The sequence below is a fragment of the Mesorhizobium sp. B2-3-7 genome (assembly GCF_006442695.1).
Taxonomy (GTDB): Bacteria; Pseudomonadota; Alphaproteobacteria; order Rhizobiales; family Rhizobiaceae; genus Mesorhizobium.
The window spans coordinates 96058-120417 of sequence record NZ_VFVV01000009.1 but is presented as its reverse complement, the minus strand read 5'-3'; the positions used below and the strand labels follow the sequence as shown (position 1 = coordinate 120417).

Here is a 24360-nt window from a genome sequence, read left to right as displayed (position 1 = left end):
GCCGCCCTCTTTTTTCCTCGGAGAAGCAGATGGGTATCCGCACGCTCGTTGCCATGCTGGTCGTTTCGCTGGCCGTGATCGCGGTGCTGGCGACGCAGGAAACATACAGGCTGTTCCTACCGGGACTATTGCAGGGTGCCGTCCTGACGATCGAGATCGCCGTCCTCGGCAGCCTGCTGGCGGTCGTGATGGGGGTGCTCGCCGCGCTGGCGCGCATGTATGGTCCAGCGCCCCTCAGATGGCTGGCGACGGTCTATGTCGAAATCTTTCGCGGCACCTCGGCGCTGGTGCAATTGTTCTGGCTGTTTTTCGTGCTGCCGCAATTCGGGGTCACGCTCGACGCGTTTCCCGTCGCGGTGCTGGCGCTTGGCTTGAATGTCGGCGCCTATGGATCCGAATGCGTGCGCGGCGCAATCCAGTCGGTCGCGCGCGGCCAATGGGAGGCGGGAACGGCGCTCAACATGAGCCGCGCGCAAATGCTGCGCCGGATCATCCTGCCCCAAGCCTTCGTAGCCATGATCCCGCCCTGGGGCAATCTGTTCATCGAGCTTTTGAAATCGACGGCGCTGGTTTCGCTGATCACGCTCACGGACCTCGCCTTCAAGGCGCAGCAGATGAACCAGAACACCTTCAAGACCATTCCTATCTTCACGCTGGTGCTTTTGATGTATCTCGCCATGTCGCTCACCGTTTCTATCGGCATGCGGCTTCTCGAAAGGCGGGCCTCGCTCGGTCTGGCGCGGGGGAGGGCGGCGTGATCTGGGATTGGAGTTTTGCCGCCGAGATCCTGCCGGTGCTCGCACGCGCCGCCGTCGTCTCGATCGAGGCGACGCTGCTCGGCTTCGTCATCGCGGCTTTGCTCGGGCTGGTCCTCGCGGTAATCCGTATCGCGGTGCCCTGGACCGGCTGGACGATCTCGGTGCTGGTCGAACTGATCCGCTCGACGCCGCTGCTCATCCAGATCTTCTTCCTCTATTTCGTCTTTCCGAAATTCGGCGTCGTGCTCGACGCATTCACGGCCGGCGTTCTGGCCATCGGCATTCACTACGCCGCCTATTGCTCGGAAGTCTACCGCGCGGGCTTCGACAACATCCATCGCGGCCAGTGGGAAGCCTCGATCGCACTCAACCTCTCCTCCTGGACGACCTTTCGCGACATCATCATCCCGCAGGCGATACCGCCGATCGTGCCGGCGCTCGGCAACTATCTCGTCGCGCTGTTCAAGGAGACGCCGCTGCTGTCGGCCATCGCCGTGCTGGAACTCATGCAGACGGCCAAGATCATCGGCTCCGAGACTTTCCGCTACACCGAACCGATCACGCTGGTCGGCCTGTTCTTCCTGGCCATGAGCCTGGTTTCGGCCGCGCTCATCCGTGCCCTCGAACGCCTGCTCAACCGAAGGACCGCGCGATGACCGAACAACCGATGGTCCGTTTCGACAATGTCTCGAAGCGTTATGGCGCGCTCACCGTGCTCGACGGGCTGAACCTTGAAATCGCGCGCGGCGAGAAGGTTTCCGTCATCGGACCGTCCGGTTCCGGCAAGACCACGGTCTTGCGCATGCTGATGACGCTGGAGACGATCAATGACGGCGTCATCTGGGTCGAAGGCGAGCCACTGACGCATATGAAGCAAGGCGGAAAGCTGGTGCCCGCCAATCTTGCCCATATCCGCCGCATCCGGGCGAAGATCGGCATGGTGTTCCAGTCTTTCAACCTGTTTCCACACATGACGGCGATGGCCAATTGCATCGAGGCGCCGATGACCGTGCTTGGCATGAAGCGGGCCGATGCCGAGGCACGGGCGGCCGAGCTTCTCGACATGGTCGGGCTGTCGCAGAAGAAGGATCATTATCCTTCCCAGCTTTCCGGCGGCCAGCAACAGCGCGTCGCCATTGCCAGGGCGCTGGCGATGCGGCCCAAGATAATGCTGTTCGACGAGGTGACGTCCGCGCTCGATCCGGAACTTGTCGGCGAAGTGCTGCAAGTGATAAGGCAAATCGGCCGCGAGCATGATCTGACGATGCTCATGGTCACCCACCAGATGGGCTTCGCCAAGGAATTTTCCGATCGCGTCTGCTTCTTCTACCAGGGCAAAATTTGCGAGCAGGGGCCGCCAGCAGAGCTTTTCGGCGCACCCAAGAATGAGCGGACGCGGCAGTTCCTGCACGCTGTCCTGGAGGCTGGATGACGCTTGATACGGATGCCTCGGCCAAGACAGTGCCGCCTTCGCGTCCGCTTTCGGCGCGCGAACGGTTCGAACGCATCTACCTAATCCTGCGCGACCGTATCTGCCTGCTCGATTATCCGCCGGGGAGCCGGCTCTCCGAAGAAGAACTCGCCCAGGAATTCGAGATCAGCCGCACACCGGTCCGACGCGTGCTGGCGCGGCTCGAGGCCGAAGGCCTTGTGCAATCGGTTCACGGCGTCGGTACGATCGTCACCGACGTCGACATCGAGGAGTTGCAGCAGGTCTATCATCTGCGACTGGAACTCGCGCTGCTTGTCGGCAAGCTTTCGCCAATTCCCCGAACGGCGGTCGACCTCGATCGCATCCGAGCGCTCATCGCGCGCTGCGATTCCGATATGCTCAACCCGGATCAGCGTGCCTTTCTGCAGCTGAACATGGACTTCTTCACTGAACTATCCGGCATGACCGGGAACCAGCCCCTGCGCGAAATAAGCGAAAGACTGTATTTTCAGGTTGCGCGCGTAGTCCTCAAGATGATGCCGCAACTCGGCCTTGTGGAGGAGTTCACGGCCTTCCGGCGCGAAATGGAGGAAGTGCTGGCCGCGGCGGAAATCGGGGATTGGGAATCGATCGGGCACATCAGGCGAGCCCATATCTCGATGAGCTTTCGGCGCATGGTGCGCCATGCCGGCCGACATGATGAATTTGACGGCAAGACCTGACGGTCGTCCTTTGGCACGGTGACGCAGCTTGTCATCCCGGCGCCGAGAAGCGCTGCTGCTCCGTCCTCTTTATTTAGGGTGCCGCTGTTCAGCCACGGCGTCAGGCACCACCACCAGCTTGCCGACGAAATCCTTGGCGATGAAATCGGCTTGGGCGCGGTGGAAATCGGAAAGCCTGTAGACGCCGCCGACCAGCGGCCGGATCTTGCCTTCCTCGATATAGCGCACGATACGGCGGAAATCCGCACGTGTGCCCTGGCTCGAGCCGTGAAGCTGAAGCTGCTTGAGATACATGGTCCTGAGATCGAGCTGGACGACCGGGCCGGCGATGGCGCCTGCGGTGGTGTAGCGGCCCTCGGGCCTCAGGATGCGCAACAGATCGTTGAAGATCGCGCCGCCGACAAGGTCGGCCACGACGTCGATGGGCTGGCCGCCGGTCACCTTGGCCACGGCTTGCGGCAGGTCGGCCACGCCACGGGTGATCACGGCTTCGGCGCCGATGTCGAGCACTGCCTGCTCCTTGCCCTTGCCGACGACGGCATAGGGAATGGCTCCGCGCGCCCGCGCCAATTGCACGATGCCGGAGCCGACGCCGCCCGAGGCGCCGGTGACCAGCACGCGTTCGCCGGCCTTGAGCCCTGCACGTTCCAGCATCTGCTCGCCGGTGAGATAGGCGCAGCAGAAGGTGGCGAGTTCGAGGTCGCTCAAGTCGGTGTCGACGACATGGGCGTTCTCGGCCGGCACAGCCTGGTATTCGGCGTAACCGCCGTCGCGGCCGTGGCCCATATAGTCGATGTCGGCGAGCGAATCGTCGTCGCGATTGTAGATCGAGAAATCGACCATCACTCGCTCGCCGATGCGATCCGGCGAGACGCCTGCGCCAACGGCGGCGATGGTGCCGACCGTGTCGGTGCCCTGGATGCGGGGGAAGGTCAGCGTGTTGCCCTGACGCCGCCATGTCGACACGGCCCCTGCGTCCTCCTCCGTGCCATAGGCGCCCTGGCGAACCCAGACGTCGGTATTGTTCATGCCGCAGGCGGTGACCTTGACCAGCACTTCGCCGGCGGCGGGCACAGGCACTTTCACGTCGGTGCGGTAGACGAGCTTTTCCGGGCCGCCGTGGCCGGTAAGCTGCACGGCCGCCATGGTGGCGGGGAGGGTGGGATGAGAGGTCATCGCGTTCACTTCCGAATACTTTGTACGTTGGCGCTGCCCCTCACCTTTACCCTCTCTCCGTGAACGACGAGAAGGTGCCGGCAGGCGGATGAGGGGCAGCGCCGATCTCGACAATTAGAGATTGGCGAACACGCTCCTCACGGCATCGGCGGCCTTGGCCACCACGGTGTCAGCCTCCTCGCGCGTCAGGCAAAGCGGTGGGGCGAAGCCCAGAATATCGCCCTGCGGCATGGCGCGGCCGATGACCCCGCTTGCGGCGAGGGCCGTGGCGATCTGCGGTCCGATCTTCTGCGCCGGATCGAAGAACACACGGTCGTCCTTGTCGGCGACGAACTCGACCGCCGCCAGCATGCCGTCACCGCGCACCTCGCCGACGTTTTTGTGGCCGCCGACGGCCTTGGCCAATTCGGCGCGGAAATAGGCGCCGGTCTCGCCGGCATTCCTCACCAGATCCATCTCATCGATCAGTTCGAGGTTGGCCACACCCGCGGCGACGCAGATCGGATGCGCCGAATAGGTCCAGCCGTGCCCCAGCGAGCCGAGCTTGTCGGAGCCCTGCACCAGCACCTGCCACATCTTGTCGGCGACGATGACGCCCGACAGCGGCGCGTAGGCGGAGGTCAGGCCCTTGGCGATGGTGATCAGGTCCGGCTTGATGCCGTAATGGTCGGAGCCGAACATGGTGCCCAGCCGGCCGAAGCCCGTCACCACTTCGTCGGCGACCAGGAGCACGTCGTACTTCTTCAGCACCGCCTGGATTTTCTCCCAGTAGCCGGCGGGCGGCGGCACGATGCCGCCAGTGCCGAGGATCGGCTCGCCGATGAAGGCGGCGACGGTCTCGGGGCCTTCGGCCAGGATCATCTCTTCCAGCTTGTCGGCGCAATGCTGCGAGAACTGCTCCTCGCTCATCGAGCGGTCGGCGCGGCGGAAATAATAGGGCGCCTCTGTGTGCAGGATCGGCGCGCGCGGCAAGTCGAAGGCATTGTGGAAAAGATCGAGCCCGGTCAGCGATCCCGTCATGATGCCGGAGCCGTGATAGCCGCGCCAGCGCGAGATGATCTTCTTCTTCTCCGTGCGGCCAAGCACGTTGTTGTAGTACCAGATCAGCTTGATGTTGGTTTCGTTGGCATCCGAACCGGAGAGGCCGAAATAGACCCTCGACATGCCCTTCGGCGCACGGTCGATGATCATCTTCGACAGCGTGATCGAGGCCTCGGTGCCGTGGCCGACATAGGCGTGGTAATAGGCGAGGTTCGTGGCCTGGGCGGCGATGGCGTCAGCGATCTTCTGGCGGCCATAGCCGACATTGACGCAGTAGAGGCCGGCGAAGGCATCGATACTTTTTCTGCCGTTGCTGTCCCAGACGGTGACGCCTTCACCGCCGGCCATGATGCGCGTCGGCGATTCACCGCGCGCGTGGGTGCCCATATGCGTCGAGGGATGGAAGAAGTGATCACGATCCCAGGCGGCGAGTTCGTTGGACTGGTCGAGCATTCTTTTGACTCCTTGAGGAACGTGGACGCGGCTTAAGCGACGTCCAGGCAAAGATATTTGAGATCGGTGAAAGCTTCGAGCCCCTGACGCGAACCCTCGCGGCCAATGCCGGACTGCTTGACGCCGCCGAACGGGATCGGCGCACCGGTGATCTTGACGCGGTTGATGGCGACCATGCCGTAGTCCAGCGCCCTGCCCAGGCGCTGCTGGCGGGCGCCGTTCTCGGTCACGACATAGGCGACCAGACCATATTCGGAGGCGTTGGCGCGCGCGGTCACCTCGTCCTCGCTGTCGAACGGCGTCACGGCTGCGACCGGACCAAACGTTTCTTCGCGCATGATCAGTGCCTCGTCAGATACGTCAGCCAGCAGCGTCGGCTGGTAAAACAACGGGCCGGCCTGGTGCCTTATGCCGCCAACGAGGCAGCGGGCGCCATGGGCGAGCGCGTCGGTGACCTGCTCCTCGACCTTCTTGACGGCGCGCTCATGCATCAGCGGGCCGATGTCGCTTTCGTCGGCAAGGCCATTGCCGGTCCGCAGCGCCTCGATGCGCTTGGCGAAGGCGGCGCAGAAACGATCGTAGATCGGCCGCTGGACATAGATGCGGTTGGCCGCGAGGCAGTCCTGGCCGGACGTGGCGAATTTGGCGTCGACGGCGATGCGCACGGCCTTGTCGAGATCGGCGTCGGCAAAGACGATCAGCGGCGCGTGGCCGCCAAGCTCCATAACCAGCCGCTTCATCGTCGGCGCGCTCTGGGCCGCGATCAGCCTGCCGATCTCGGTCGAACCGGTGAAGCTCATGGCGCGCACGCGCGGGTCCTCGCACATTCGCCCGACTATGATCGACGCCTTGCCGGTGACGACGTTGAAGACGCCGGCGGGCAGGCCGGCGCGCTCGCCGAGTTCGGCCAGCGCCAGCGCCGAGAGCGGCGTTTCCGAAGAGGGGTGCGCGACGATGGTGCAACCGGCGGCAAGGGCCGCAGCCGCCTTGCGGGTCAGCATGGCGGACGGGAAGTTCCACGGCGTCACGACGCCGACGACGCCGAGCGGCTCGCGCCGCACCGTCATTTCCGCCTTCGCCAGATGGCTAGTTACGCTTTCGGCGTTGAGGCGCTTTGCTTCCTCGGCATACCATTCGACGAAAGAGGCGGCATAATCGATCTCACCGAGCGATTCCTTCAAGGGCTTGCCCTGTTCCAGCGTCATCAGCAGAGCGAGATCGTCTTTCGCGGCAATGATGAGGTCGAACCATTTGCGCAAGATTTTCGAGCGCTCCTGCGGCAACAGCGCCCGCCAGGCAGGGAAAGCGCGCGCCGCCGCATCGATCGCACTTGCCGTCTGGCGGCCATCGAGCGCGGCGACAAAGGCCACCGTGGCGCCGGTCGCCGGGTCGGTGACCTCGAAGCTCTCCGCCGCCTCGCTTGCCGTCCAGTGCCCGTCGACATAGGCAAGCTCGCGCAGCAGCCGGCGGTCGGCGAGGCGGTCGAGCGCCTCATGGCGGTGCGAACGGGCAAAGTGCGCGGACATCATCGATTGCTCCCGATTGGGGTGATGCCGCAAGACTAGGGGCGTCGGCGCGAAGGATGAGGCTGTTTAGGTGCAGCTATATAGAGAGATTCTCTCTATTCGGCTGGGGAGCAGGACGATCTGTCTAGCCGCAGGGGTGGGGCGGGTGCTTTCGCGCATTCTCCGAGCGTACGGTGCCAGATGAACGCTGGTTTCGATCTCAGGACTGCACCGGCAACAGATCGGCAAGCGGTAGCACGGTCTCGTCCTTCACCGTCTTGATGACGATGTAGGTGAAGTAACGATCGATGCCGATTTCGCGTTCGAGCAAGGCATCGACCAGCCGCTGATAGGTATCGATATCGCGCGCCATCACCTTCAGAACGTAGTCGACGCCGCCGCCCACCGACCAGCAGGCTACAATCTCAGGTATGTCGCGGATGACACGCTCGAAGCGGTCGAAATCGGCCTGGCGATGGCTGGCCAGCGTCACCTCCATCAGCACGGTGGCGACGGGTGCGACGACGCGCATGGCAATCGAGGCATGATAGCCGGAGACGATGCCGGCCTTTTCCAGCTTGCGCAGCCGCATCCAGCACGGCGTCGGTGACAGGCCGACCTTGTCGGCCAGCGCCAGCTTGGTGATGCGCCCGTCACGCTGGATCGCGTCGAGGATTCTGAGGTCGATCGGGTCGAGTTTCGCGGCGGCCATCTGTATCCACTTTTTGGTCCCACCGTACCATGACGGCGCATTATTTCGATTGTCAATTGCACTGATTTCGATCTCTAATAAGTCATGACATTATGGCAACCTGATCCCGCGCTCATCCGGCGGCCCGCCTACCAGTCGCTGGCCGACCAGTTCGCACGCGCCATTCATGATGGGCGGCTCGCCAACGGCGCGCGGCTGCCGACGCATCGCCGGCTGGCCGACGAGTTGAAACTATCGGTGCAGACGGTCAGTCGCGCCTATGAGGAACTGATTCGCCGCGGCCTGATCTCGGGCGAGATCGGCCGCGGCAGCTTCGTCCAGACGCAGCGGCGCGAGCCTGAGCCGCCCTATCTGCCGGAGCGGCTGGGCGAAGTGATCGATCTCTCGATCCTGAAGCCGGTCTGCGAGCCGATGCATCTGGAGCGGCTAAAGCAGGCGCTGGGTTGGCTGGCCGACAACCTGCCGTCGAGTTCGGCGCTGTCGTTCCGGCCCAACATGGTGTTTCCCCGTCACCGCGCCGTGGCGGTCGAGTGGCTGAAGCTGTGCGGTCTCGATGCCTCGCCGCAGAATATCAGCCTGACCAATGGCGCTACCGCCGGCATGACGGTGGCGCTGATGAGCGTGGCGCCGCCCGGCTCGACCGTCGCCACCGAGGCGATCGGCCACCATACGCTGGTGCCGCTCGCCCGCTATCTCGGCTTCAACCTCGAAGGCCTGCCGATAGACGGCAATGGCCTTATCCCGGAAGCGCTGGACGAGGCCTGCCGGATCTCCGACATCCGCGCCGTGTTCGTGCAGCCTTCGGTGATCAACCCGACGGCGACGCTGATGGATGCGGCGCGGCGCGAGCAGATTGCGGCGGTTGCGCGCAGGCACGACATAGCCATCATCGAGAACGATGTGCTGGGGCCGCTGGTCGAGGACCGGCCGCCGCCGGTCGCCGCCTTCGCGCCTGAACGCACGCTCTACGTCACGTCCTTCACCAAGATCGTGGTGCCGGGCCTGCGCATCGGCTATCTCGCCGCACCCGACCGCTATGTCGCCGCGGTCGCCAACCGGCATCTGGTTTCCAACTGGATGGCGACGCCGCTGGTGGCGGAAATCGCCACCAAATGGGTGACCGACGGCACCGCGATGGAACTGGTGCGCTGGCAACGCACAGCATTGCGGCGACGCCAGGACATCGTCGCCGAGGTGCTGGCCGGCGTCGACTATCGCACCCGGCGCGACGGACTGCATGTCTGGTTGCAGTTGCCGGCCGACCGTGCCGAGGAGAGCTTCGTCGCCCAGGCGCGCCTGCAAGGCGTGGCGATCGCGCCCGGCGCTTCCTTCCGCATCTCGCAAGCGCCCTGGCAACCGGCGGTGCGCATCTCGCTGGGCTCGACCACCGAAGGGGAACTGCGCGCCGGCCTCGGCGTTGTCACCAAGCTGCTGCTTGGCGACCCCGAGCATCTGCTGCTCGCAATCTAGCGAGATGTGCTGCTATCCAGACGATGCCGACCGCCAAAGGCGTCCCCGGTGCTGTCATTTTCGGGTCGACTTGATTTCGATCTCGGCACATTGCTAGGCACTGAATGCCCAAGAATTGTGCGGGATCAGAATAATTGTCATGATATTATTTTCCCAATTGACATGATTTGGCGGGTTCCGCATCGTTAAGGGCATAGGCTTCTCCAGCACGGGAAATTCGTTTGTCCCCATCCGCGCCTATCATCAAGGTCGATGGCATTTCGAAAAGCTTCGGCACTTTCAAGGTGCTGGACGGCCTGTCCATGCAGGTCATGCCCGGCGAGAAGCTGGCGCTGATCGGCCCGTCCGGCTCGGGCAAGACGACGATCCTGCGCATCCTGATGACGCTGGAGCGCATCGATGGCGGCCACATCCAGATCGACGGCGAGCATCTCTATCACATGGAGCGAAACGGCCAGCTGCTGGCCGCCGACGAGCGGCATCTGGCCAGGATGCGCCAGAAGATCGGCATGGTCTTCCAGCTGTTTAATCTGTTCCCGCACAAATGCGTCATCGACAATGTCACGCTGGCGCCGATGCTGACCAAGGGCACGCCGCGCGCTGCCGCCGAGAAGCGGGCGATGGAATTGCTCGACATGGTCGGCATGGCCGACAAGGCCAAGGCCATGCCGGCACAGCTTTCGGGCGGCCAGAAGCAGCGCGTCGCGATTGCCCGCGCGCTGGCGCTGTCGCCCCGGATCATGCTGTTCGACGAGGTCACCTCGGCGCTCGATCCCGAACTGGTCGAGGAGGTGCTCAACGTGATGCGCAAGCTCGCGGCCGAAACCGACATGACGATGCTGCTCGTCACCCATGAAATGGGCTTTGCCCACGACTTCGCCGACCGGGTGCTGTTCTTCGACCGCGGCCGCATCGTCGAGGAGGGCAAACCCGATGAGATTTTCCGCCATCCCAAACAGGAGCGCACGCAAGGTTTCCTGAAGAAGATCATCGCGGCCGGACATCGCGTCTGACCGCCATGCCAGAGGCGGCGACACCGTCCGCAAGGGCGGCATTGCCGTCCTGAAATGACTGCAACCAAGAACACAAACATGGAGTTGGGAACAATGAAAAAACTTGGCATTCTGGCCGGCGTCGCCGGTCTTGCGCTGACCGCGGTGCTCGCGGCCTCGAACGTCGGATCGGCCGACGACAGCAAGCTTGAGCAGCTGAAGGCGCAAGGCTTCGCCCGCCTCGCCATCGCCAACGAGCCGCCCTACACGGCGGTCGCCGCCGACGGCAAGGTTTCGGGCGCCGCGCCCGACGTGGCACGGGAAATCTTCAAGCGGCTGGGCGTCGCCGACGTTGCCGCGTCGATCTCGGAATATGGTGCCATGATCCCCGGCCTGCAGGCCGGCCGTTTCGATGTCGTCACCGCCGGCCTGTTCATGAAGCCGGAGCGTTGTGCGGCGGTTGCCTATTCCGAGCCGGTGCTGTGCGACGCCGAGGCGATGCTGGTGAAGAAAGGCAATCCGAAGGGCTTCAAGAGCTACGAGGATGTCGCCAAGGACACCTCCGCCACCATCGGCGCGCCCGGCGGCGGCACCGAGGAGAAGCTCGCGCTCAACGCCGGCGTGCCGCGTGACCGCGTCATCGTCGTGCCCGACGGCCAGAGCGGGCTGAAGATGGTGCAGGACGGCCGCATCGACGCCTATTCGCTCCCCGTCCTGTCGATCAACGATTTGATGAAGAAGGCCAATGACCCGAGCCTCGAAGTCATAGCACCCGTGCAGGGCGCGCCCGTCTATTGCGACGGCGCCGCGTTCAAGAAGGGTGACGAGGCGCTGCGCGACGCCTTCGACGTCGAGCTCGCCAAGATGAAGAAGTCGGGCGAGTTCGCCAAGATCATCGAGCCCTACGGCTTCTCGGCGGCGGCGGCGATGTCGACGACGCGCGACAAGCTCTGCGCGGCGAAATAAGCCCTTTTCCTTCTCCCCGTCCACGGAGAGAAGGTGGCCCGAAGGGCCGGATGAGGGGCAGCGCGCGTTTCTGCGAGCTTGGAGCCGCCTCTCATCCGCCTGCCCGTCCTTCGCGGCAGCTGCGCTGCAGCTAAGAGGGTGAACCTGCATCTTCTCCCCGTGAGAGGGGGAAGTTGTTAAAACCAAACGTTGGAAGCCTCTGATACATGACCCAGTGGTCCGGCTATCTCGGCCTGATATTGCAGGGAGCGCTTGTCACCATCGAGCTGACGCTGATGGGGTCGGTGCTGGCCCTCATCATGGCCTTCCTGGCCGGCATGGGGCGGCTGTCGCGCTTCTTCGCGTTGCGGGCGCTCGCCACCGCCTATATCGAGTTCTTCCGCGGCACATCGATTTTCGTACAGCTGTTCTGGGCCTATTTCGTGTTGCCCCTGGCGGGCGTCGAGCTCACTCCGCTGCAAGCCGGCGTGCTGGCGCTGGGCCTCAATGTCGGCGCCTATGCGGCGGAAGTGGTACGCGGCGCCATCCAGTCGGTCGGCGCCGAGCAATACGAGGCCTGCACGGCTCTCAATCTCGGCCGCTGGCAAGGCATGCGCCATGTCATCCTGCCGCAGGCGCTTCTGGTGATGCTGCCGACCTTCGGCAACAACGCCATCGAACTGCTCAAGGCGACATCCGTCGTCTCGCTGATTTCGCTCGCCGATCTCACCTTCCAGGCGCAGGTGGTGCGCTCGCAGACCGGCAGCACGCTGATGCCGTTCACCACCATCCTGGTGATCTATTTCGCGCTCGCGCTCGTCATCTCCTGGGGCGTGCGGTCGCTGGAGCGGCGCATGGCGCGCGGCCTCGACGGAGTGCGCGTCTGATGGATTGGGCCCTGTAATGGATTGGGACTGGGATTTCGTCCGGCAGATCCTGCCGACGCTGATCGAGGGGGTGAAGATCACCATCCTGGCGACGGTGCTCGGCTCGGTGCTGGCGGCAATCGTCGGGCTGGGCATCGCACTGGCCCGCCGCTCGCCGAACAAGATCATGTCGCGCACGGTCGGCTGGGCGGCCGAATTCATCCGCGGCACGCCGCTGCTGGTGCAGCTCTACTTCATTTTCTACGTGCTGCCCGATTTCGGCATCCTGCTGCCGCCGCTGGTGGCCGGCGTCATCGGGCTTGGGCTGCACTACGGCACCTATACGGCGGAGGTCTATCGCGCCGGCATCGAGAACGTGCCGCGCGGCCAGTGGGAGGCGGCCAAAGCCTGCAATCTCAGCGCTCGCCAGACCTGGACCCACATCGTCATACCGCAGGCAATCCCGCCGATGATCCCGGCGCTGGCCAATTATTTCATCGCCATGTTCAAGGAGACGCCGCTGCTGTCGGCGATCACCGTGCTGGAGCTGATGAACCAGGCCAAGAGCGTCGCCAACACCTATTACCGCTATGTCGAGCCGATGACGCTGGTCGGCGCCTTCTTCCTGATCATCAGCCTTTTCTCGGTTATGCTGCTGCGCTGGCTGGAACATCGCTACGGCAAGATCGAAAGGTAGTTCCCATGAAGCCGCTTCCCGAAATCAGGCTGATGCCGACAAGGCCCGCACTCGAGGTGCGCCCGTTGGAAAAGCGCGTCGGCCTGATCATCCTGGCCACCGACCACACCAGCGAGCCGGACTTCCGTCGCATGGTGGCGAGTGAGAGGATCGGCATCTATGTCGCCCGCATCCCCTATAAGAATCCGACCACGCCTCAGAATCTGCGCAAGATGCAGCCCGAACTGACGGCTGGCGCGGCGCTGATCCTGCCGGACGAACCGCTCGACGCCATCTGCTACTCCTGCACGTCGGCCTCCGTGGTGATCGGCGATGCCGAGATCGAGGCGGCGATCCAGGCGGCCAAGCCTGGCGTGCCCGTGGTCACGCCGCCGATGGCGGGCGTGCGCGGACTGAGGGCTCTGGGCGCGAAGAGGATCAGTATTCTCACCCCCTACACCGTCGAGACGAGCCGGCCGATGGCGGCCTATTTCGCCGAACGCGGCTTCGAGATCGCCAGCTTCACCTGTCTCGGCTTCGAGGATGACCGCGAGATGGCGCGCATTGCGCCGGCAGCCCTCGTCGATCTGGCGCGCGAGGCGACTGACCCGCAGGCCGAGGCGTTGTTCGTGTCCTGCACGGCGCTGCGCTCGGCGCTGGCGGTTGCCGCGATGGAACAGGCTATCGGCCGCCCGGTCGTCACCAGCAACCAGGCGAGCGCGTGGAATTGCCTGCGACTGTGTGGCGATGATGTGCCGCGTCCGGAGTTCGGGCGGCTGACGACCTTGCCGCTTGGACAGTAAGGTCATGTCCTGCATGCACGAGCGACCCATGACGCACGCCGTCGCCCTTTCAGACATCCGCGCCGCGCGCCAACGCATCACCAGCAAGGTCGAGCCGACACCGGTCGTGCCATCCGAGAGCCTGTCGGAGCGGCTCGGCCTTCCCGTTCACCTCAAGCTGGAGCACCGCCAGATCACGGGCAGCTTTAAGCTGCGTGGCGCCTCGAACGCCATTGCTTCGCTCAATGCCGAGCAGCGGGCACGCGGTGTTGTCGCGGCTTCGACCGGCAATCACGGCCGCGCACTCGCCCATGCCGCCAGGCTCGAAGGCATGCGCGCGGTTGTCTGCATGTCGCGGCTGGTGCCTCGGAACAAGCTCGATGCCATCCGCTGCCTCGGCGCGGAAATCCGCATTGTCGGCGACAGCCAGGACGACGCGCAGCAGGAGGTCGAGCGGCTGGTGGCGCAAGAGGGTCTCGTGATGCTGCCACCCTTCGACCATCCCGACATCATCGCCGGGCAGGGCACGCTCGGGCTGGAGATCATGGAGCAGGTTCCTGACGCCGCTCTGGTGCTGGTGCAGCTCTCCGGCGGCGGGTTGGCCTCCGGGATTGCCGCAGCGGTCAAGGGCGTCAGGCCGAGCACAAAGGTCGTCGGCATCTCGATGGCGCGCGGCGCGGCGATGAAAGCCAGCCTCGATGCGGGGCGCCCGGTGCAGGTGGAGGAGCTGCCGACGCTGGCGGATTCGCTCGGCGGCGGCATTGGCCTCGACAACCGGCTGACCTTTTCCATGTGCCGAGACCTGCTCGACGACGTCGTGCTGCTTTCCGAAGACGAGATCGCCGCCGGCATCCGCCATGCCTATGAACAGGAGCGCGAGATCGTCGAGGGCGCCGGCGCGGTCGGTATCGCTGCGCTGCTTGCCGGCAAGGTGAAGCCAAACGGACCGGTGGTCGTTCTGCTTTCCGGTCGTAATATCGATATGAGCCTGCACAGAAAGATCGTTTGCGGCGAAGTAGTTGCGGAGCGCGCCTGATGAACCGGATGACCATCCTTACCGAGAAAGAACTACGCGAGATCGTAGCTCTCGATCTCGACGCCGTCGCTTGCGTCGAAAACGCCTTCCGGGCGCTCGCTACCCTGCCGGTGGCGATGCCGCCGATCCTGCGGCTCGACATCCCCGAGCATCGCGGCGAGGTCGACGTGAAGACCGCCTATGTGCCTGGCATCGATGGCTTCGCCATCAAGATCAGCCCCGGCTTCTTCGACAATCCCAAGCTCGGCCTGCCCAGCGTCAACGGCATGATGGTGCTGCTGTCGGCAAAAACCGGTCTGGTCGAGGCGTTGCTGCTCGACAATGGCTATCTCACCGACGTCCGCACCGCAGCCGCCGGGGCGGTCGCCGCAAAACACCTGTCGCGGCCGGACTCATCCATTGCCGCCATCTTCGGCGCCGGCGTGCAGGCCGGATTGCAGCTTGAGGCGCTGCGCCTGGTGCGGCCGATCGAAGAAGCCCGCATCTGGGCGCGCGACGCGGCCAAGGCGCAAGCCGCGGCCGGCGCCTTGAGCGAAAAACTGGGCATCGTGGTGCGCGCAGAACCGGATGCGGCCAAGGCGGTCGCCGGCGCCGACATCATCCTCACCACCACGCCCTCGACAGAACCATTGATCAAGGCCGGCTTCGTCTCGGCCGGCCAGCACATCACCGCCATGGGCTCGGACGCCGAGCACAAGAACGAGATCGCACCGGCAATCCTGCGCATGGCCGATCTCTATGTCGCCGACAGCGCAAGGGAGACGCGCCGGCTCGGTGAATTGCACCATGCCATCTCCGCCGGCGTGATGGCGGCGGACACGGAGGTGGCCGAACTCGGTCAGATCATCGCCGGCGAACGGCATGGCCGGCGTGCGGCGGACGACATCACCATCGCCGACCTGACCGGCACCGGCGTGCAGGACACCGCGATCGCCACGCTAGCCCGTGACCGGGCCCGGGTCGCGAAAGCCGGAACCATTTTTGAAAGTTGATGCTGGCCGCAAGAGCATGATCCGGAAAAGTGGGAACCGGTTTTCCGAGGAGATCATGCTCAAACAAAAAATTACCTGGAGCCAGATTCAACGGAAGTTGAAGCGGGTTCCAGGGCCCAACAAACGAGGACCAACAAAATGCAACCGAATTTGAAATTCTCGCGAAGCGAGTATGCGGATCGCCTCGCCAAAACGCGGAAAGCCATGGCGGCGAAAGGCGTCGATCTGCTTATTGTCAGCGACCCCTCCAACATGGCCTGGCTCACCGGCTATGACGGCTGGTCCTTCTACGTGCATCAGGCCGTCATCGTGCCGCCGTCGGGCGAGCCGGTCTGGTATGGCCGCGGTCAGGACGCCAACGGCGCCAAGCGCACCGCCTATCTCGCGCATGACAACATCGTCGGCTATGCCGATCACTATGTGCAGTCGACCGAGCGCCATCCGATGGATTTCCTGTCGAGCGTGCTTGCCGATCGCGGCTGGGGCAAGCTGACCGTCGGCGTCGAGATGGACAATTACTGGTTCTCGGCCGCCGCCTTCGCCTCTTTGCAGAAGCACCTGCCCAATGCCCGTTTCGTCGACGCCACCGCGCTGGTCAACTGGCAGCGCGCTGTGAAGAGCCCGACCGAGATCGACTATATGCGCAAGGCCGCCCGCATCGTCGAGGCGATGCACCAGCGCATCGTCGACAAGATAGAGGTCGGCATGCGCAAATGCGATCTCGTCGCCGAGATCTATGATGCCGGCACGCGTGGCGTCGACGGCATCGGCGGCGACTATCCAGCGATCGTGCCGCTGCTGCCGTCGGGCGCCGACGCCTCGGCGCCGCACCTGACCTGGGACGACAAGCCGATGAAGTCGGGCGAGGGCACGTTCTTCGAAATCGCCGGGTGCTACAACAGGTATCATTGCCCGCTGTCGCGAACAGTGTTCCTCGGCAAGCCAACACAGGAATTCCTCGATGCGGAGAAGGCGACGCTCGAAGGCATGGACGCGGGGCTCGCGGCAGCCAAGCCCGGCAACACGTGCGAAGACATCGCCAACGCCTTCTTCGCGGTGTTGAAGAAATATGGCATCGTCAAGGACAACCGCACCGGCTACCCGATCGGCCTTTCCTATCCGCCGGACTGGGGCGAACGCACGATGAGCCTGCGCCCCGGAGATCGCACCGAGCTGAAGCCCGGCATGACCTTCCATTTCATGACCGGCCTGTGGCTGGAGACGATGGGGCTGGAAATCACCGAATCCATCCTGATCACCGAGACGGGCGTCGAGTGCCTGGCCAATGTGCCGCGCAAGCTGGTGGTGAAGAATTGAAACCGATGTCCGACCTTCGTCCGTCGCCGGTCTCGCCCTCGGTCGATTTCGATCGCGACGGCGCACAGCACGGTTTCCTGCGCCTGCCCTACAGCCGCGACGATTCGGCGTGGGGCTCGGTGATGATCCCGATCTGCGTCCTGCGCAACGGCAAGGGGCCGACGGCCCTGCTGACCGGCGGCAATCATGGCGACGAATATGAAGGGCCGCTGGCGCTCTATGATCTGGCGCGCACGCTCGATCCCGCCCAAGTCAGCGGCACGGTTATCATCGTGCCGGCGATGAACTATCCGGCCTTCCGCGCCGGCACGCGCACCTCGCCGATCGACAAGGGCAACATGAACCGCAGCTTTCCAGGCCGGCCAGACGGTACGGTGACGGAAAAGATCGCCGATTATTTCCAGCGGGAGCTGCTTCCCCGCGCGGATATCGTGTTCGACTTCCATTCCGGCGGCAAGACGCTGGACTTCGTGCCGTTCTGCGCCGCCCATACGCTGCCGAACAAGGCCCTGGAGCAGAGGGCCTTCGCGGCGGTCGAAGCCTTCGCGGCGCCGTTCTCGATGCGCATGATCGAAATCGATGCCGTCGGCATGTACGATACCGCCGCCGAGGACATGGGCAAGGTGTTCGTCACCACCGAGCTCGGCGGTGGAGGCACGTCGAGAGCCGAGACGGTGCGGATCGCCCGGCGCGGCATGCTCAACGTGCTGAGGCATGCCGGCATCGTTGCCGGTGCGGTCGAAAAGACGCCAACCCAATGGCTCGACATGCCGTCCGGCGATTGCTTTGCCTTCGCGGAGGAAGACGGCATGGTCGAGACGATGGTCGATCTCGGCGAGCCTGTCGAGAAGGGCGCGGTGCTGGCGCGCATCCATTCCACCGGCCGAACCGGCATCGCCCCCCAGGAGATCCGGGCAAAAATGTCGGGCATGTTGGCGGCGCGGCATTTCCCCGGCCTGGTCAAGGCCGGGGACTGCGTCTCGGTGGTTGCCGCATTGGTCGACTAACGGAAGGGTCGGCCTGCACGGCGGGCAGGATTGGACCTATCTCGCATTCTTCCACCCTGGATCCAGATAGCGGCCGGCGAGCCAGCCCGGCCGCGCTCACGGCTCCGGCCGGCGCGTCGCGGCGGCACGTGCCTTGCCATCGCCTCAGACATCCAAAGCCACCGTCATCGAAGAGGCGCCGGCGCGACGACTTGTTCCGGCGCGAACTCGGGTATCAAAGAGTATGACTTTGCTGCCATACTCGCGATAAAGAGGGTGTCGGAATGCAACAAAAATGGGATTTCTGGATCGACCGCGGCGGCACGTTCACCGATGTCATCGGCCGTGATCCCGAGGGCGGCCTGCATCCGCGCAAGCTTCTGTCCGAAAATCCCGAGGCCTATGCCGACGCGGCCATCCAGGGCATTCGCGACCTTCTCGGCCTGCGCCCCGGCGAGCCTATACCCGCCGGGCTGATAGGCGACGTAAAGATGGGCACAACGGTCGCCACCAATGCGCTGCTGGAGCGCAAGGGCGACCGCGTGCTTTTGCTCATCACCAAGGGATTTCGCGATGCGCTGAGGATCGCCTATCAGGCGCGGCCCGACATCTTCGCCAAGGAGATCGTCCTCCCCGAACAGCTCTACGAGCGCGTCATCGAGGTCAACGAGCGCGTGCTTGCCGACGGCTGCGTCGAACGGCTGCTCGACATCGCTGCCTGTCGCCCGGCGATCGAACAGGCAAAGGCGGACGGCATTGATGCGGTCGCCATTGTCTTCATGCACGCCTGGAAATATCCCGATCACGAAAAGGCCGTCGCAAAGGTCTGCCGCAAGCTCGGTTTCGGCCAGGTTTCGGTCAGCCACGAGGTGTCGCCGCTGATCAAGCTGGTCGGCCGCGGGGACACCACCGTGGTCGACGCCTATCTGTCTCCGATCCTGTCGAGATATGTGCAAAGGGTAGGCCAGGAACTCGGCGTTCTCTCCCCCCTCGAGGGAGAGATGTCAGCGAAGCCGGCAGAGGGGATCGCCGCAGAAGGCACCACCAAGACGTCGAACCCCGTCGATCCGACCCGACCCGGCGGCTTCGCCGCCACCCTCCCCTCGAGGGGAAGGGAAAATCCCCGCCTGATGTTCATGATGTCTTCTGGCGGGCTGACCGCCGCGGACCTGTTCCAGGGCAAGGATGCGCTGCTGTCTGGCCCGGCCGGCGGGGTCGTCGGCATGGTCGAGACGGCAAAGATCGCCGGCTTCGAAAAGGTGATCGGTTTCGACATGGGGGGCACCTCCACCGATGTCGCCCATTATGACGGCGAATATGAGCGCGCCTTCGATACCGAGGTCGCAGGCGTGCGCGTGCGCGCGCCGATGATGCGCATCCACACCGTGGCGGCCGGCGGCGGCTCGGTCCTGCACTACGAAGCAGGCCGCTTTCGCACCGGCCCGGACTCCGCCGGCGCCAATCCAGGCCCCGCCGCCTACAGGCGCGGCGGCCCGCTCGCCGTCACCGACGCCAACGTCATGCTCGGCAAGCTGCAGCCGGATTTTTTCCCGACCATCTTCGGCCCCGGCCAGAACGAGCCGCTCGATGTGGACACCGTTCGCCAGAAATTCACCGCGCTCGCCGCCGAAATCGGCGACGGCCGCTCGGCCGAAGCGGTCGCCGAAGGTTTCGTCACCATCGCGGTCGAAAACATGGCGAACGCCATCAAAAAGATCTCGGTGCAGCGCGGCTACGATGTCACCGAATATCTCCTGAACTGTTTTGGCGGCGCAGGCGGCCAGCACGCCTGCCTGGTCGCCGACGCACTCGGCATGGAGGCGGTGCTGATCCATCCGTTTTCCGGCTTGCTGTCGGCCTACGGCATCGGCCTGTCTTCGGTCTTTGCCTCACGCCAGCAGGCCTTGCTTGCACCGCTCGCGGAAGAATCCAGGCCGGCGATCGAAGGCCTGATCGCGGCCTTGCAAACCGCCGTCGTCGCGGAACTCGCCGCGCAAGGCATCGCCGAGGACGCGGTGGCCGCCAGACCGGCGCTGCAGATCCGCTATGACGGCACCGACACCGCACTTCCGGTGCATTTCGACCATGGCTCGATGTTGCGGGCGAGGGCCGATTTCGAGGCTGCCCACAAGGCGCAATTCGGTTTCGTCTATGAGGACAAGCCGATGATCGTCGAAGCTGTGAGCGTCGAGGGGACGGAGGCGGGCGGCGAGCAGAATACCGAAGCCTATGCGCAGGCGGGGCAGCCATCAAAAGCCAGGGCCGAGGAGGTCCGACGGATCTATACGGAAGGAAAATGGCACCAAGCCGACGTCTGTCGGCGCGAGGCGTTGCGGCCGTCCGATCGGGTCGCCGGCCCCGCACTGATCATCGAGCCCAACCAGACGATCGTCGTCGAGCCGGGCTGGCAGGCCGAGATCACAGCCAGGAATCATGTGCTGATGCGGCGCACCAGCAAGAAACGCCGGCAGGCGGCACTTGGCACCGAGGCCGATCCGGTGATGCTGGAAGTGTTCAACAATTTGTTCATGTCGATAGCCGAGCAGATGGGCGTGACGCTGCAGAACACCGCCTATTCCGTCAACATCAAGGAAAGGCTGGATTTCTCCTGCGCCGTTTTCGACCGGAACGGCGCGCTGGTCGCCAACGCGCCGCATATGCCGGTGCATCTGGGCTCGATGGACCGCTCGGTCGAGACCATCATCCGGCTGAACTCCGGCGACATTCATCCCGGCGACGTCTTTGCGCTCAATGCTCCCTATAATGGCGGCACGCATCTGCCCGATATCACGGTGGTGACGCCGGTTTTCGAGCAAGAGCAGCCGATTTCCCCGACAAGAGGGGAGATTGGCCAATCGCCCAAGATCCTCTTCTGGGTGGCCTCGCGCGGCCACCACGCAGACATCGGCGGCACCGCGCCGGGCTCGATGACGCCACTTGCCACCACGGTCGACGAGGAAGGCGTGCTGTTCGACAATTTCCGGATCGTCGATCGCGGAAAATTCCGCGAGACCGAGCTGCAGACGCTGCTCACCGATCACCGCTATCCGGCCCGCAATCCGCACCAGAATATCGCCGATCTCAAGGCGCAGCTCGCCGCCAACGAAAAAGGCGTGGCGGAGCTGCGCAAGATGGTGGCGCATTTCGGGCTCGACGTCGTCGAAGCCTATATGGGCCATGTGCAGGACAATGCGGCCGAAAGCGTGCGGCGCGTGATCGAGCGGCTGCCGGATACATCGGCCTATGAATATCCCACCGACACCGGCCAGGTGATCAAGGTGAAGATATCGGTCGACCGGCAAAAGCGTGAGGCGACGGTCGACTTCACCGGCACGTCGCCGATGATGAAGAACAATTTCAACGCGCCAGAGCCTGTCGCCCGGGCCGCGGTGCTCTATGCCTTCCGCGTCATGGTCGAGGACATGATCCCGATGAATGCCGGTTGCCTGAGGCCCATCAACATCATCATCCCGGATGGCTCGATGCTGAAACCCGCTTATCCCGCCGCCGTCGTCGCGGGCAATGTCGAGACCTCGCAGCACGTCACCAACGCCCTGTTCGGCGCCATGGGCGCCATGGCCAATGCGCAAGGCAGCATGAACAATTTGACCTTCGGCAACAGCAAGTACCAGTATTACGAAACGATCTGTTCCGGTTCGCCCGCCGGCCAGATGAATTCCGGCCGCGGCTTTGCCGGCACGTCGGGCGTTCACACCCATATGACCAATTCGCGCCTTACCGACCCCGAAATACTGGAGCTGCGGTTTCCGGTGATGCTGGAGGATTTCCACATCCGCGAGGGCTCCGGCGGCAAGGGCAGGTGGAATGCCGGCGACGGCACGAAGCGCACCATCCGCTTCCTGGAGAAGATGGAATGCGCCATCCTGTCCTCGCATCGCAACCGGCCGCCGCAAGGGCTGGACGGCGGTGGCGATGGCGAGGCCGGCTCGACCAAGGTGCGCCGCAAGGACGGCACGGTCGAGGTGCTGAAAGCCTGCGACCAGACGGTGCTTCAGGCCGGCGACGCCGTCATCGTGACGACGCCGACGCCCGGGGCGTTCGGAAGGCCGGAGCCAGGGCCGTCCAACGTTTGATAGAATCGCGGAACCGCTCTATCCGTTTTTTGGAATCCGCATTTCCCTTGCCTTTCACACGGGGCCTTCGCCATGCCAAGCAAATCCCCATTGAAGACACTGGCGCCCGATGGACTCGGGCCGACCGTCACCGTCGGCGAGATCCTGGTGGAGATCATGGCCACAAGCCGTGGCAATGGCTTTCTCGAGCCCATCGAGCTGACCGGACCTTATCCGAGCGGGGCGCCGGCGATCTTCATCGACCAATGCGCCAGGCTTGGCGGGCGGGCCGGCATCATCGCCTGCGTCGGCGACGATGATTTCGGCAGGATCAATGTCGAGCGCCTGCGCCGGGACGGTGCGGATGTCACGGCCATCGCCGTCAGCCCCGACTATCCGACGGGCAGCGCCTTCGTGCGCTACCGCGAGGACGGTTCGCGCGACTTCGTCTACAATATCGGCAAATCGGCCGCGGCGCTGGTCGGCTTGACCCCTGAGGCCAGGGCGCTGCTGGCGCGTTCAGGCCACCTGCACGTCATGGGCACCGCACTCAGCATTCCCGCCATTTGGCAGGTGCTCGACCATGCCATCGATGTGGTCAAGGCGCGTGGCGGAAGCATCTCGCTCGATCCCAATCTTCGCAAGGAACTGCTCGGCCATGGCCAGACGCGCGAGCGCTTCGCGCGGCTTCTCGACATTGCGGATCTGATCCTGCCGTCGGGTGAGGAACTCCACACCGCTTCGGGCAACGACAATGAAGCCGACGCGCTCGCCTCGCTGTTTGCCCGCGGCGCCGGCGAGGTCGTCGTCAAGCGCGGCGCGTTGGGCGCGTCCCTGTTCGGCGCCGACGGCAGCCGCGTCGAGTCGCCCGGCTTCCTGGTCGAGGAGATCGATCCGACCGGCGCGGGCGACTGTTTTGGCGGTGCCTACATCGCCTGCCGCAGGCTCGGCATGCCTGCCGTGACCGCGCTCGATTACGCGAATGCGGCAGGCGCGCGCAACGTCACGCGGCAAGGCCCGATGGAAGGAGCCGGTACGCGCGCCGAACTCGATCTGTTCATTGCCAACACGCCGAGGCGACGCCCGTGACCGATCCATTGCTGAAACTTGCAAATTCCCGGCGGCGGGGCGCGGCGGAAGGCATCACCTCCGTCTGCTCGTCCCATCCGGTCGTGATCCGGGCCGCAGTGCGCGACGCCGCGCTGTTCTCGCGGCCGCTGCTGATCGAGGCGACCTGCAACCAGGTCAACCAGTTCGGCGGCTATACCGGCATGCAGCCCGCTGACTTCGTCGCGGCGGTGACCGCTATTGCAGGCTCCGAAGGCCTTGCCCCCGAGCGGGTCATCTTCGGCGGGGATCATCTCGGTCCCAATCCATGGCGAAAGGAAGATGCCGGCGCGGCGATGGCGAAGGCCGAGGACATGGTGTCCGCCTATGTCCGGGCCGGTTTCCGCAAGATCCATCTCGATGCCTCCATGGGATGTGCGGGCGAGCCGGCGGCGCTGGATGACGCTACGATTGCCAGGCGCGCCGCCCGCCTGGCGCGCAAGGCCGAGGACGCCGCCAGCGGGACCGACCGGCCACTCTACGTGATCGGCACCGAGGTTCCGCCGCCGGGCGGAGCGGATCATCTCATCGGCGAAATCAGCCCCACAAGCCTGTCCGCGGTCCAGCACACACTGGCGGTGCATCGGCAGATATTCCACGAGAACGGCCTCGCAGACGCCTTCTCGCGGGTCATCGCCGTGGTGGTGCAGCCGGGCGTGGAGTTCGGCAACGAGAACGTGGTCTTCTACGATCGCGCCAAGGCGCTGCATCTGCGCGAATTGCTCGAACAGGAAGCGGGCCTGGTCTACGAGGCCCATTCCACCGACTATCAGACGCAAGCGGCCCTGCGCGAACTGGTCGAGGACGGCTTTGCCATCCTCAAGGTGGGGCCGCAGCTGACCTTCGTCCTGCGCGAAGCGCTCTACGGGCTGGACCTGATCGCCTCCGATCTGTTGCCCGACTACGGCGCGCGCCCGCTTTATCAGACCATGGAAACGCTGATGACGGCCGATGCCAAGGACTGGCACAGCCACTACCACGGCTCTGCGGCGCAACAGCGCGTGCAGCGGCACTATTCGCTGTCGGACCGCATACGTTACTACTGGAACCATCAGGAGGCGATGGAAGCTGTCCAGCGATTGATGGCCGCTTTGTCCGGCAAGGCCGTGCCGGTGACGCTGTTCCATCAGCATCTGCCCGCGCTCGACCGCTTTGCCGGGCAGCCGCTCGATCCGGAGGCGGTGTTGGTGGCCGCGGTTCAGCAGGCGCTGGAGGGCTACCGCTTCGCCTCCAGCGGTTGAGCGGCCGATAGCCAGGGGACGCAGTTCGGTCATTTCGACGACTTGTCGGCTTCCTTGCTTGAGGTGAGCCTGCACCGG

Annotated in this window: 21 protein-coding genes; 17 read left to right on the top strand and 4 right to left on the bottom strand. The window is 64.4% G+C overall.

What is annotated here, in order from left to right; genetic code table 11:
- Positions 1–29: 29 nt before the first annotated feature.
- Genes ehuC (FJ940_RS18995) through FJ940_RS18980 form a run of 4 tightly spaced genes read left to right on the top strand, consistent with a single transcriptional unit; the run spans position 30 to position 2912 of the window.
- Positions 30–758: an ectoine/hydroxyectoine ABC transporter permease subunit EhuC gene (ehuC, locus tag FJ940_RS18995; protein ID WP_140499282.1), complete on the top strand. Its 729-nt coding sequence runs from the start codon at positions 30–32 to the stop codon at positions 756–758.
- Entirely contained in the window at positions 755–1414 is a 660-nt protein-coding gene (gene ehuD, locus FJ940_RS18990; protein ID WP_140499281.1) for an ectoine/hydroxyectoine ABC transporter permease subunit EhuD, read from the top strand. The genes ehuC (FJ940_RS18995) and ehuD (FJ940_RS18990) overlap by 4 nt, the downstream gene beginning before the upstream one ends.
- The gene (ehuA, locus tag FJ940_RS18985) at positions 1411–2190 is read left to right on the top strand and encodes an ectoine/hydroxyectoine ABC transporter ATP-binding protein EhuA (protein ID WP_140499280.1); all 780 of its coding nucleotides are present in this window, start codon (positions 1411–1413) and stop codon (positions 2188–2190) included. The genes ehuD (FJ940_RS18990) and ehuA (FJ940_RS18985) overlap by 4 nt, the downstream gene beginning before the upstream one ends.
- Complete coding sequence (locus tag FJ940_RS18980; RefSeq protein ID WP_140499279.1) at positions 2187–2912, top strand: GntR family transcriptional regulator; 726 nt, start codon at positions 2187–2189, stop codon at positions 2910–2912. Before ehuA (FJ940_RS18985) ends, FJ940_RS18980 begins: the two co-directional genes overlap by 4 nt.
- Before the next feature lie 69 nt (positions 2913–2981).
- On the opposite strand, the gene FJ940_RS18975 is transcribed toward FJ940_RS18980, so the two are convergent.
- From FJ940_RS18975 to FJ940_RS18960, 4 genes are all read right to left on the bottom strand, one after another.
- Complete coding sequence (locus FJ940_RS18975) at positions 2982–4097, bottom strand: alcohol dehydrogenase family protein (protein WP_140657502.1); 1116 nt, start codon at positions 4095–4097, stop codon at positions 2982–2984.
- A 105-nt stretch (positions 4098–4202) separates the two neighbouring features.
- Positions 4203–5582, bottom strand: a complete 1380-nt coding sequence (locus FJ940_RS18970; protein WP_140657500.1) for an aspartate aminotransferase family protein — start codon at positions 5580–5582, stop codon at positions 4203–4205.
- Positions 5583–5614: 32 nt separating this feature from the next.
- Positions 5615–7108 carry an NAD-dependent succinate-semialdehyde dehydrogenase gene (locus FJ940_RS18965; RefSeq protein ID WP_140657604.1) on the bottom strand — a complete coding sequence of 498 codons (1494 nt, stop codon included), beginning with the start codon at positions 7106–7108 and terminating at the stop codon, positions 5615–5617.
- 199 nt (positions 7109–7307) lie between these two features.
- The gene (locus FJ940_RS18960) at positions 7308–7799 is read right to left on the bottom strand and encodes an Lrp/AsnC family transcriptional regulator (protein ID WP_140517347.1); all 492 of its coding nucleotides are present in this window, start codon (positions 7797–7799) and stop codon (positions 7308–7310) included.
- Positions 7800–7883: 84 nt separating this feature from the next.
- Here FJ940_RS18960 and FJ940_RS18955 point away from each other — a divergent pair, with 84 nt between their 5' ends.
- The 13 genes from FJ940_RS18955 to FJ940_RS18895 all read left to right on the top strand — a co-directional run bounded on the left by FJ940_RS18955 (position 7884) and on the right by FJ940_RS18895 (position 24282).
- Positions 7884–9269, top strand: coding sequence for a PLP-dependent aminotransferase family protein (locus tag FJ940_RS18955; protein WP_140499275.1), 1386 nt, complete (start codon positions 7884–7886; stop codon positions 9267–9269).
- Between the two features lie 221 nt (positions 9270–9490).
- Positions 9491–10282, top strand: coding sequence for an ectoine/hydroxyectoine ABC transporter ATP-binding protein EhuA (gene ehuA, locus FJ940_RS18950; RefSeq protein ID WP_140657498.1), 792 nt, complete (start codon positions 9491–9493; stop codon positions 10280–10282).
- A 93-nt stretch (positions 10283–10375) separates the two neighbouring features.
- Positions 10376–11227, top strand: coding sequence for an ectoine/hydroxyectoine ABC transporter substrate-binding protein EhuB (gene ehuB / locus FJ940_RS18945; RefSeq protein ID WP_140521356.1), 852 nt, complete (start codon positions 10376–10378; stop codon positions 11225–11227).
- A 206-nt stretch (positions 11228–11433) separates the two neighbouring features.
- On the top strand, positions 11434–12093 hold the full coding sequence (gene ehuC, locus FJ940_RS18940) for an ectoine/hydroxyectoine ABC transporter permease subunit EhuC (protein WP_140517343.1): 660 nt from the start codon (positions 11434–11436) through the stop codon (positions 12091–12093).
- A gap of 16 nt (positions 12094–12109) precedes the next feature.
- Entirely contained in the window at positions 12110–12769 is a 660-nt protein-coding gene (gene ehuD, locus FJ940_RS18935; RefSeq protein ID WP_140565560.1) for an ectoine/hydroxyectoine ABC transporter permease subunit EhuD, read from the top strand.
- Between the two features lie 5 nt (positions 12770–12774).
- The gene (gene eutA / locus FJ940_RS18930) at positions 12775–13551 is read left to right on the top strand and encodes an ectoine utilization protein EutA (protein ID WP_140517339.1); all 777 of its coding nucleotides are present in this window, start codon (positions 12775–12777) and stop codon (positions 13549–13551) included.
- A gap of 28 nt (positions 13552–13579) precedes the next feature.
- Positions 13580–14566 (top strand): hydroxyectoine utilization dehydratase EutB, encoded by a 987-nt coding sequence (eutB, locus tag FJ940_RS18925; RefSeq protein WP_140521359.1) that lies wholly within the window; start codon positions 13580–13582, stop codon positions 14564–14566.
- Positions 14566–15558: an ectoine utilization protein EutC gene (gene eutC, locus FJ940_RS18920; protein ID WP_140657496.1), complete on the top strand. Its 993-nt coding sequence runs from the start codon at positions 14566–14568 to the stop codon at positions 15556–15558. Before eutB ends, eutC begins: the two co-directional genes overlap by 1 nt.
- A 138-nt stretch (positions 15559–15696) precedes the next feature.
- Complete coding sequence (gene doeA, locus FJ940_RS18915; RefSeq protein WP_140499261.1) at positions 15697–16875, top strand: ectoine hydrolase DoeA; 1179 nt, start codon at positions 15697–15699, stop codon at positions 16873–16875.
- 5 nt (positions 16876–16880) lie between these two features.
- Positions 16881–17882 (top strand): N(2)-acetyl-L-2,4-diaminobutanoate deacetylase DoeB, encoded by a 1002-nt coding sequence (gene doeB, locus FJ940_RS18910; RefSeq protein ID WP_140499259.1) that lies wholly within the window; start codon positions 16881–16883, stop codon positions 17880–17882.
- 263 nt (positions 17883–18145) lie between these two features.
- Positions 18146–21955, top strand: a complete 3810-nt coding sequence (locus FJ940_RS18905) for a hydantoinase B/oxoprolinase family protein (RefSeq protein ID WP_140657494.1) — start codon at positions 18146–18148, stop codon at positions 21953–21955.
- 72 nt (positions 21956–22027) lie between these two features.
- Positions 22028–23023 (top strand): sugar kinase, encoded by a 996-nt coding sequence (locus tag FJ940_RS18900; protein WP_140499255.1) that lies wholly within the window; start codon positions 22028–22030, stop codon positions 23021–23023.
- Positions 23020–24282, top strand: a complete 1263-nt coding sequence (locus FJ940_RS18895) for a D-tagatose-bisphosphate aldolase, class II, non-catalytic subunit (protein WP_140657492.1) — start codon at positions 23020–23022, stop codon at positions 24280–24282. The genes FJ940_RS18900 and FJ940_RS18895 overlap by 4 nt, the downstream gene beginning before the upstream one ends.
- Positions 24283–24360 lie beyond the last annotated feature (78 nt).

What these genes read in the sequence shown, in the direction of transcription:
- ehuC (WP_140499282.1), top strand. Translation starts at nt 30, where the DNA reads ATGGGTATCCGCACGCTCGTTGCCATGCTGGTCGTTTCGCTGGCCGTG.
- ehuA (WP_140499280.1), top strand. Translation starts at nt 1,411, where the DNA reads ATGACCGAACAACCGATGGTCCGTTTCGACAATGTCTCGAAGCGTTAT.
- FJ940_RS18980 (WP_140499279.1), top strand. Translation starts at nt 2,187, where the DNA reads ATGACGCTTGATACGGATGCCTCGGCCAAGACAGTGCCGCCTTCGCGT.
- FJ940_RS18970 (WP_140657500.1), bottom strand. Translation starts at nt 5,582, where the DNA reads ATGCTCGACCAGTCCAACGAACTCGCCGCCTGGGATCGTGATCACTTC.
- FJ940_RS18965 (WP_140657604.1), bottom strand. Translation starts at nt 7,108, where the DNA reads ATGTCCGCGCACTTTGCCCGTTCGCACCGCCATGAGGCGCTCGACCGC.
- FJ940_RS18960 (WP_140517347.1), bottom strand. Translation starts at nt 7,799, where the DNA reads ATGGCCGCCGCGAAACTCGACCCGATCGACCTCAGAATCCTCGACGCG.
- FJ940_RS18955 (WP_140499275.1), top strand. Translation starts at nt 7,884, where the DNA reads ATGACATTATGGCAACCTGATCCCGCGCTCATCCGGCGGCCCGCCTAC.
- ehuB (WP_140521356.1), top strand. Translation starts at nt 10,376, where the DNA reads ATGAAAAAACTTGGCATTCTGGCCGGCGTCGCCGGTCTTGCGCTGACC.
- ehuC (WP_140517343.1), top strand. Translation starts at nt 11,434, where the DNA reads ATGACCCAGTGGTCCGGCTATCTCGGCCTGATATTGCAGGGAGCGCTT.
- ehuD (WP_140565560.1), top strand. Translation starts at nt 12,110, where the DNA reads ATGGATTGGGACTGGGATTTCGTCCGGCAGATCCTGCCGACGCTGATC.
- eutA (WP_140517339.1), top strand. Translation starts at nt 12,775, where the DNA reads ATGAAGCCGCTTCCCGAAATCAGGCTGATGCCGACAAGGCCCGCACTC.
- eutB (WP_140521359.1), top strand. Translation starts at nt 13,580, where the DNA reads ATGACGCACGCCGTCGCCCTTTCAGACATCCGCGCCGCGCGCCAACGC.
- eutC (WP_140657496.1), top strand. Translation starts at nt 14,566, where the DNA reads ATGAACCGGATGACCATCCTTACCGAGAAAGAACTACGCGAGATCGTA.
- doeA (WP_140499261.1), top strand. Translation starts at nt 15,697, where the DNA reads ATGCAACCGAATTTGAAATTCTCGCGAAGCGAGTATGCGGATCGCCTC.
- doeB (WP_140499259.1), top strand. Translation starts at nt 16,881, where the DNA reads ATGTCCGACCTTCGTCCGTCGCCGGTCTCGCCCTCGGTCGATTTCGAT.
- FJ940_RS18905 (WP_140657494.1), top strand. Translation starts at nt 18,146, where the DNA reads ATGCAACAAAAATGGGATTTCTGGATCGACCGCGGCGGCACGTTCACC.
- FJ940_RS18900 (WP_140499255.1), top strand. Translation starts at nt 22,028, where the DNA reads ATGCCAAGCAAATCCCCATTGAAGACACTGGCGCCCGATGGACTCGGG.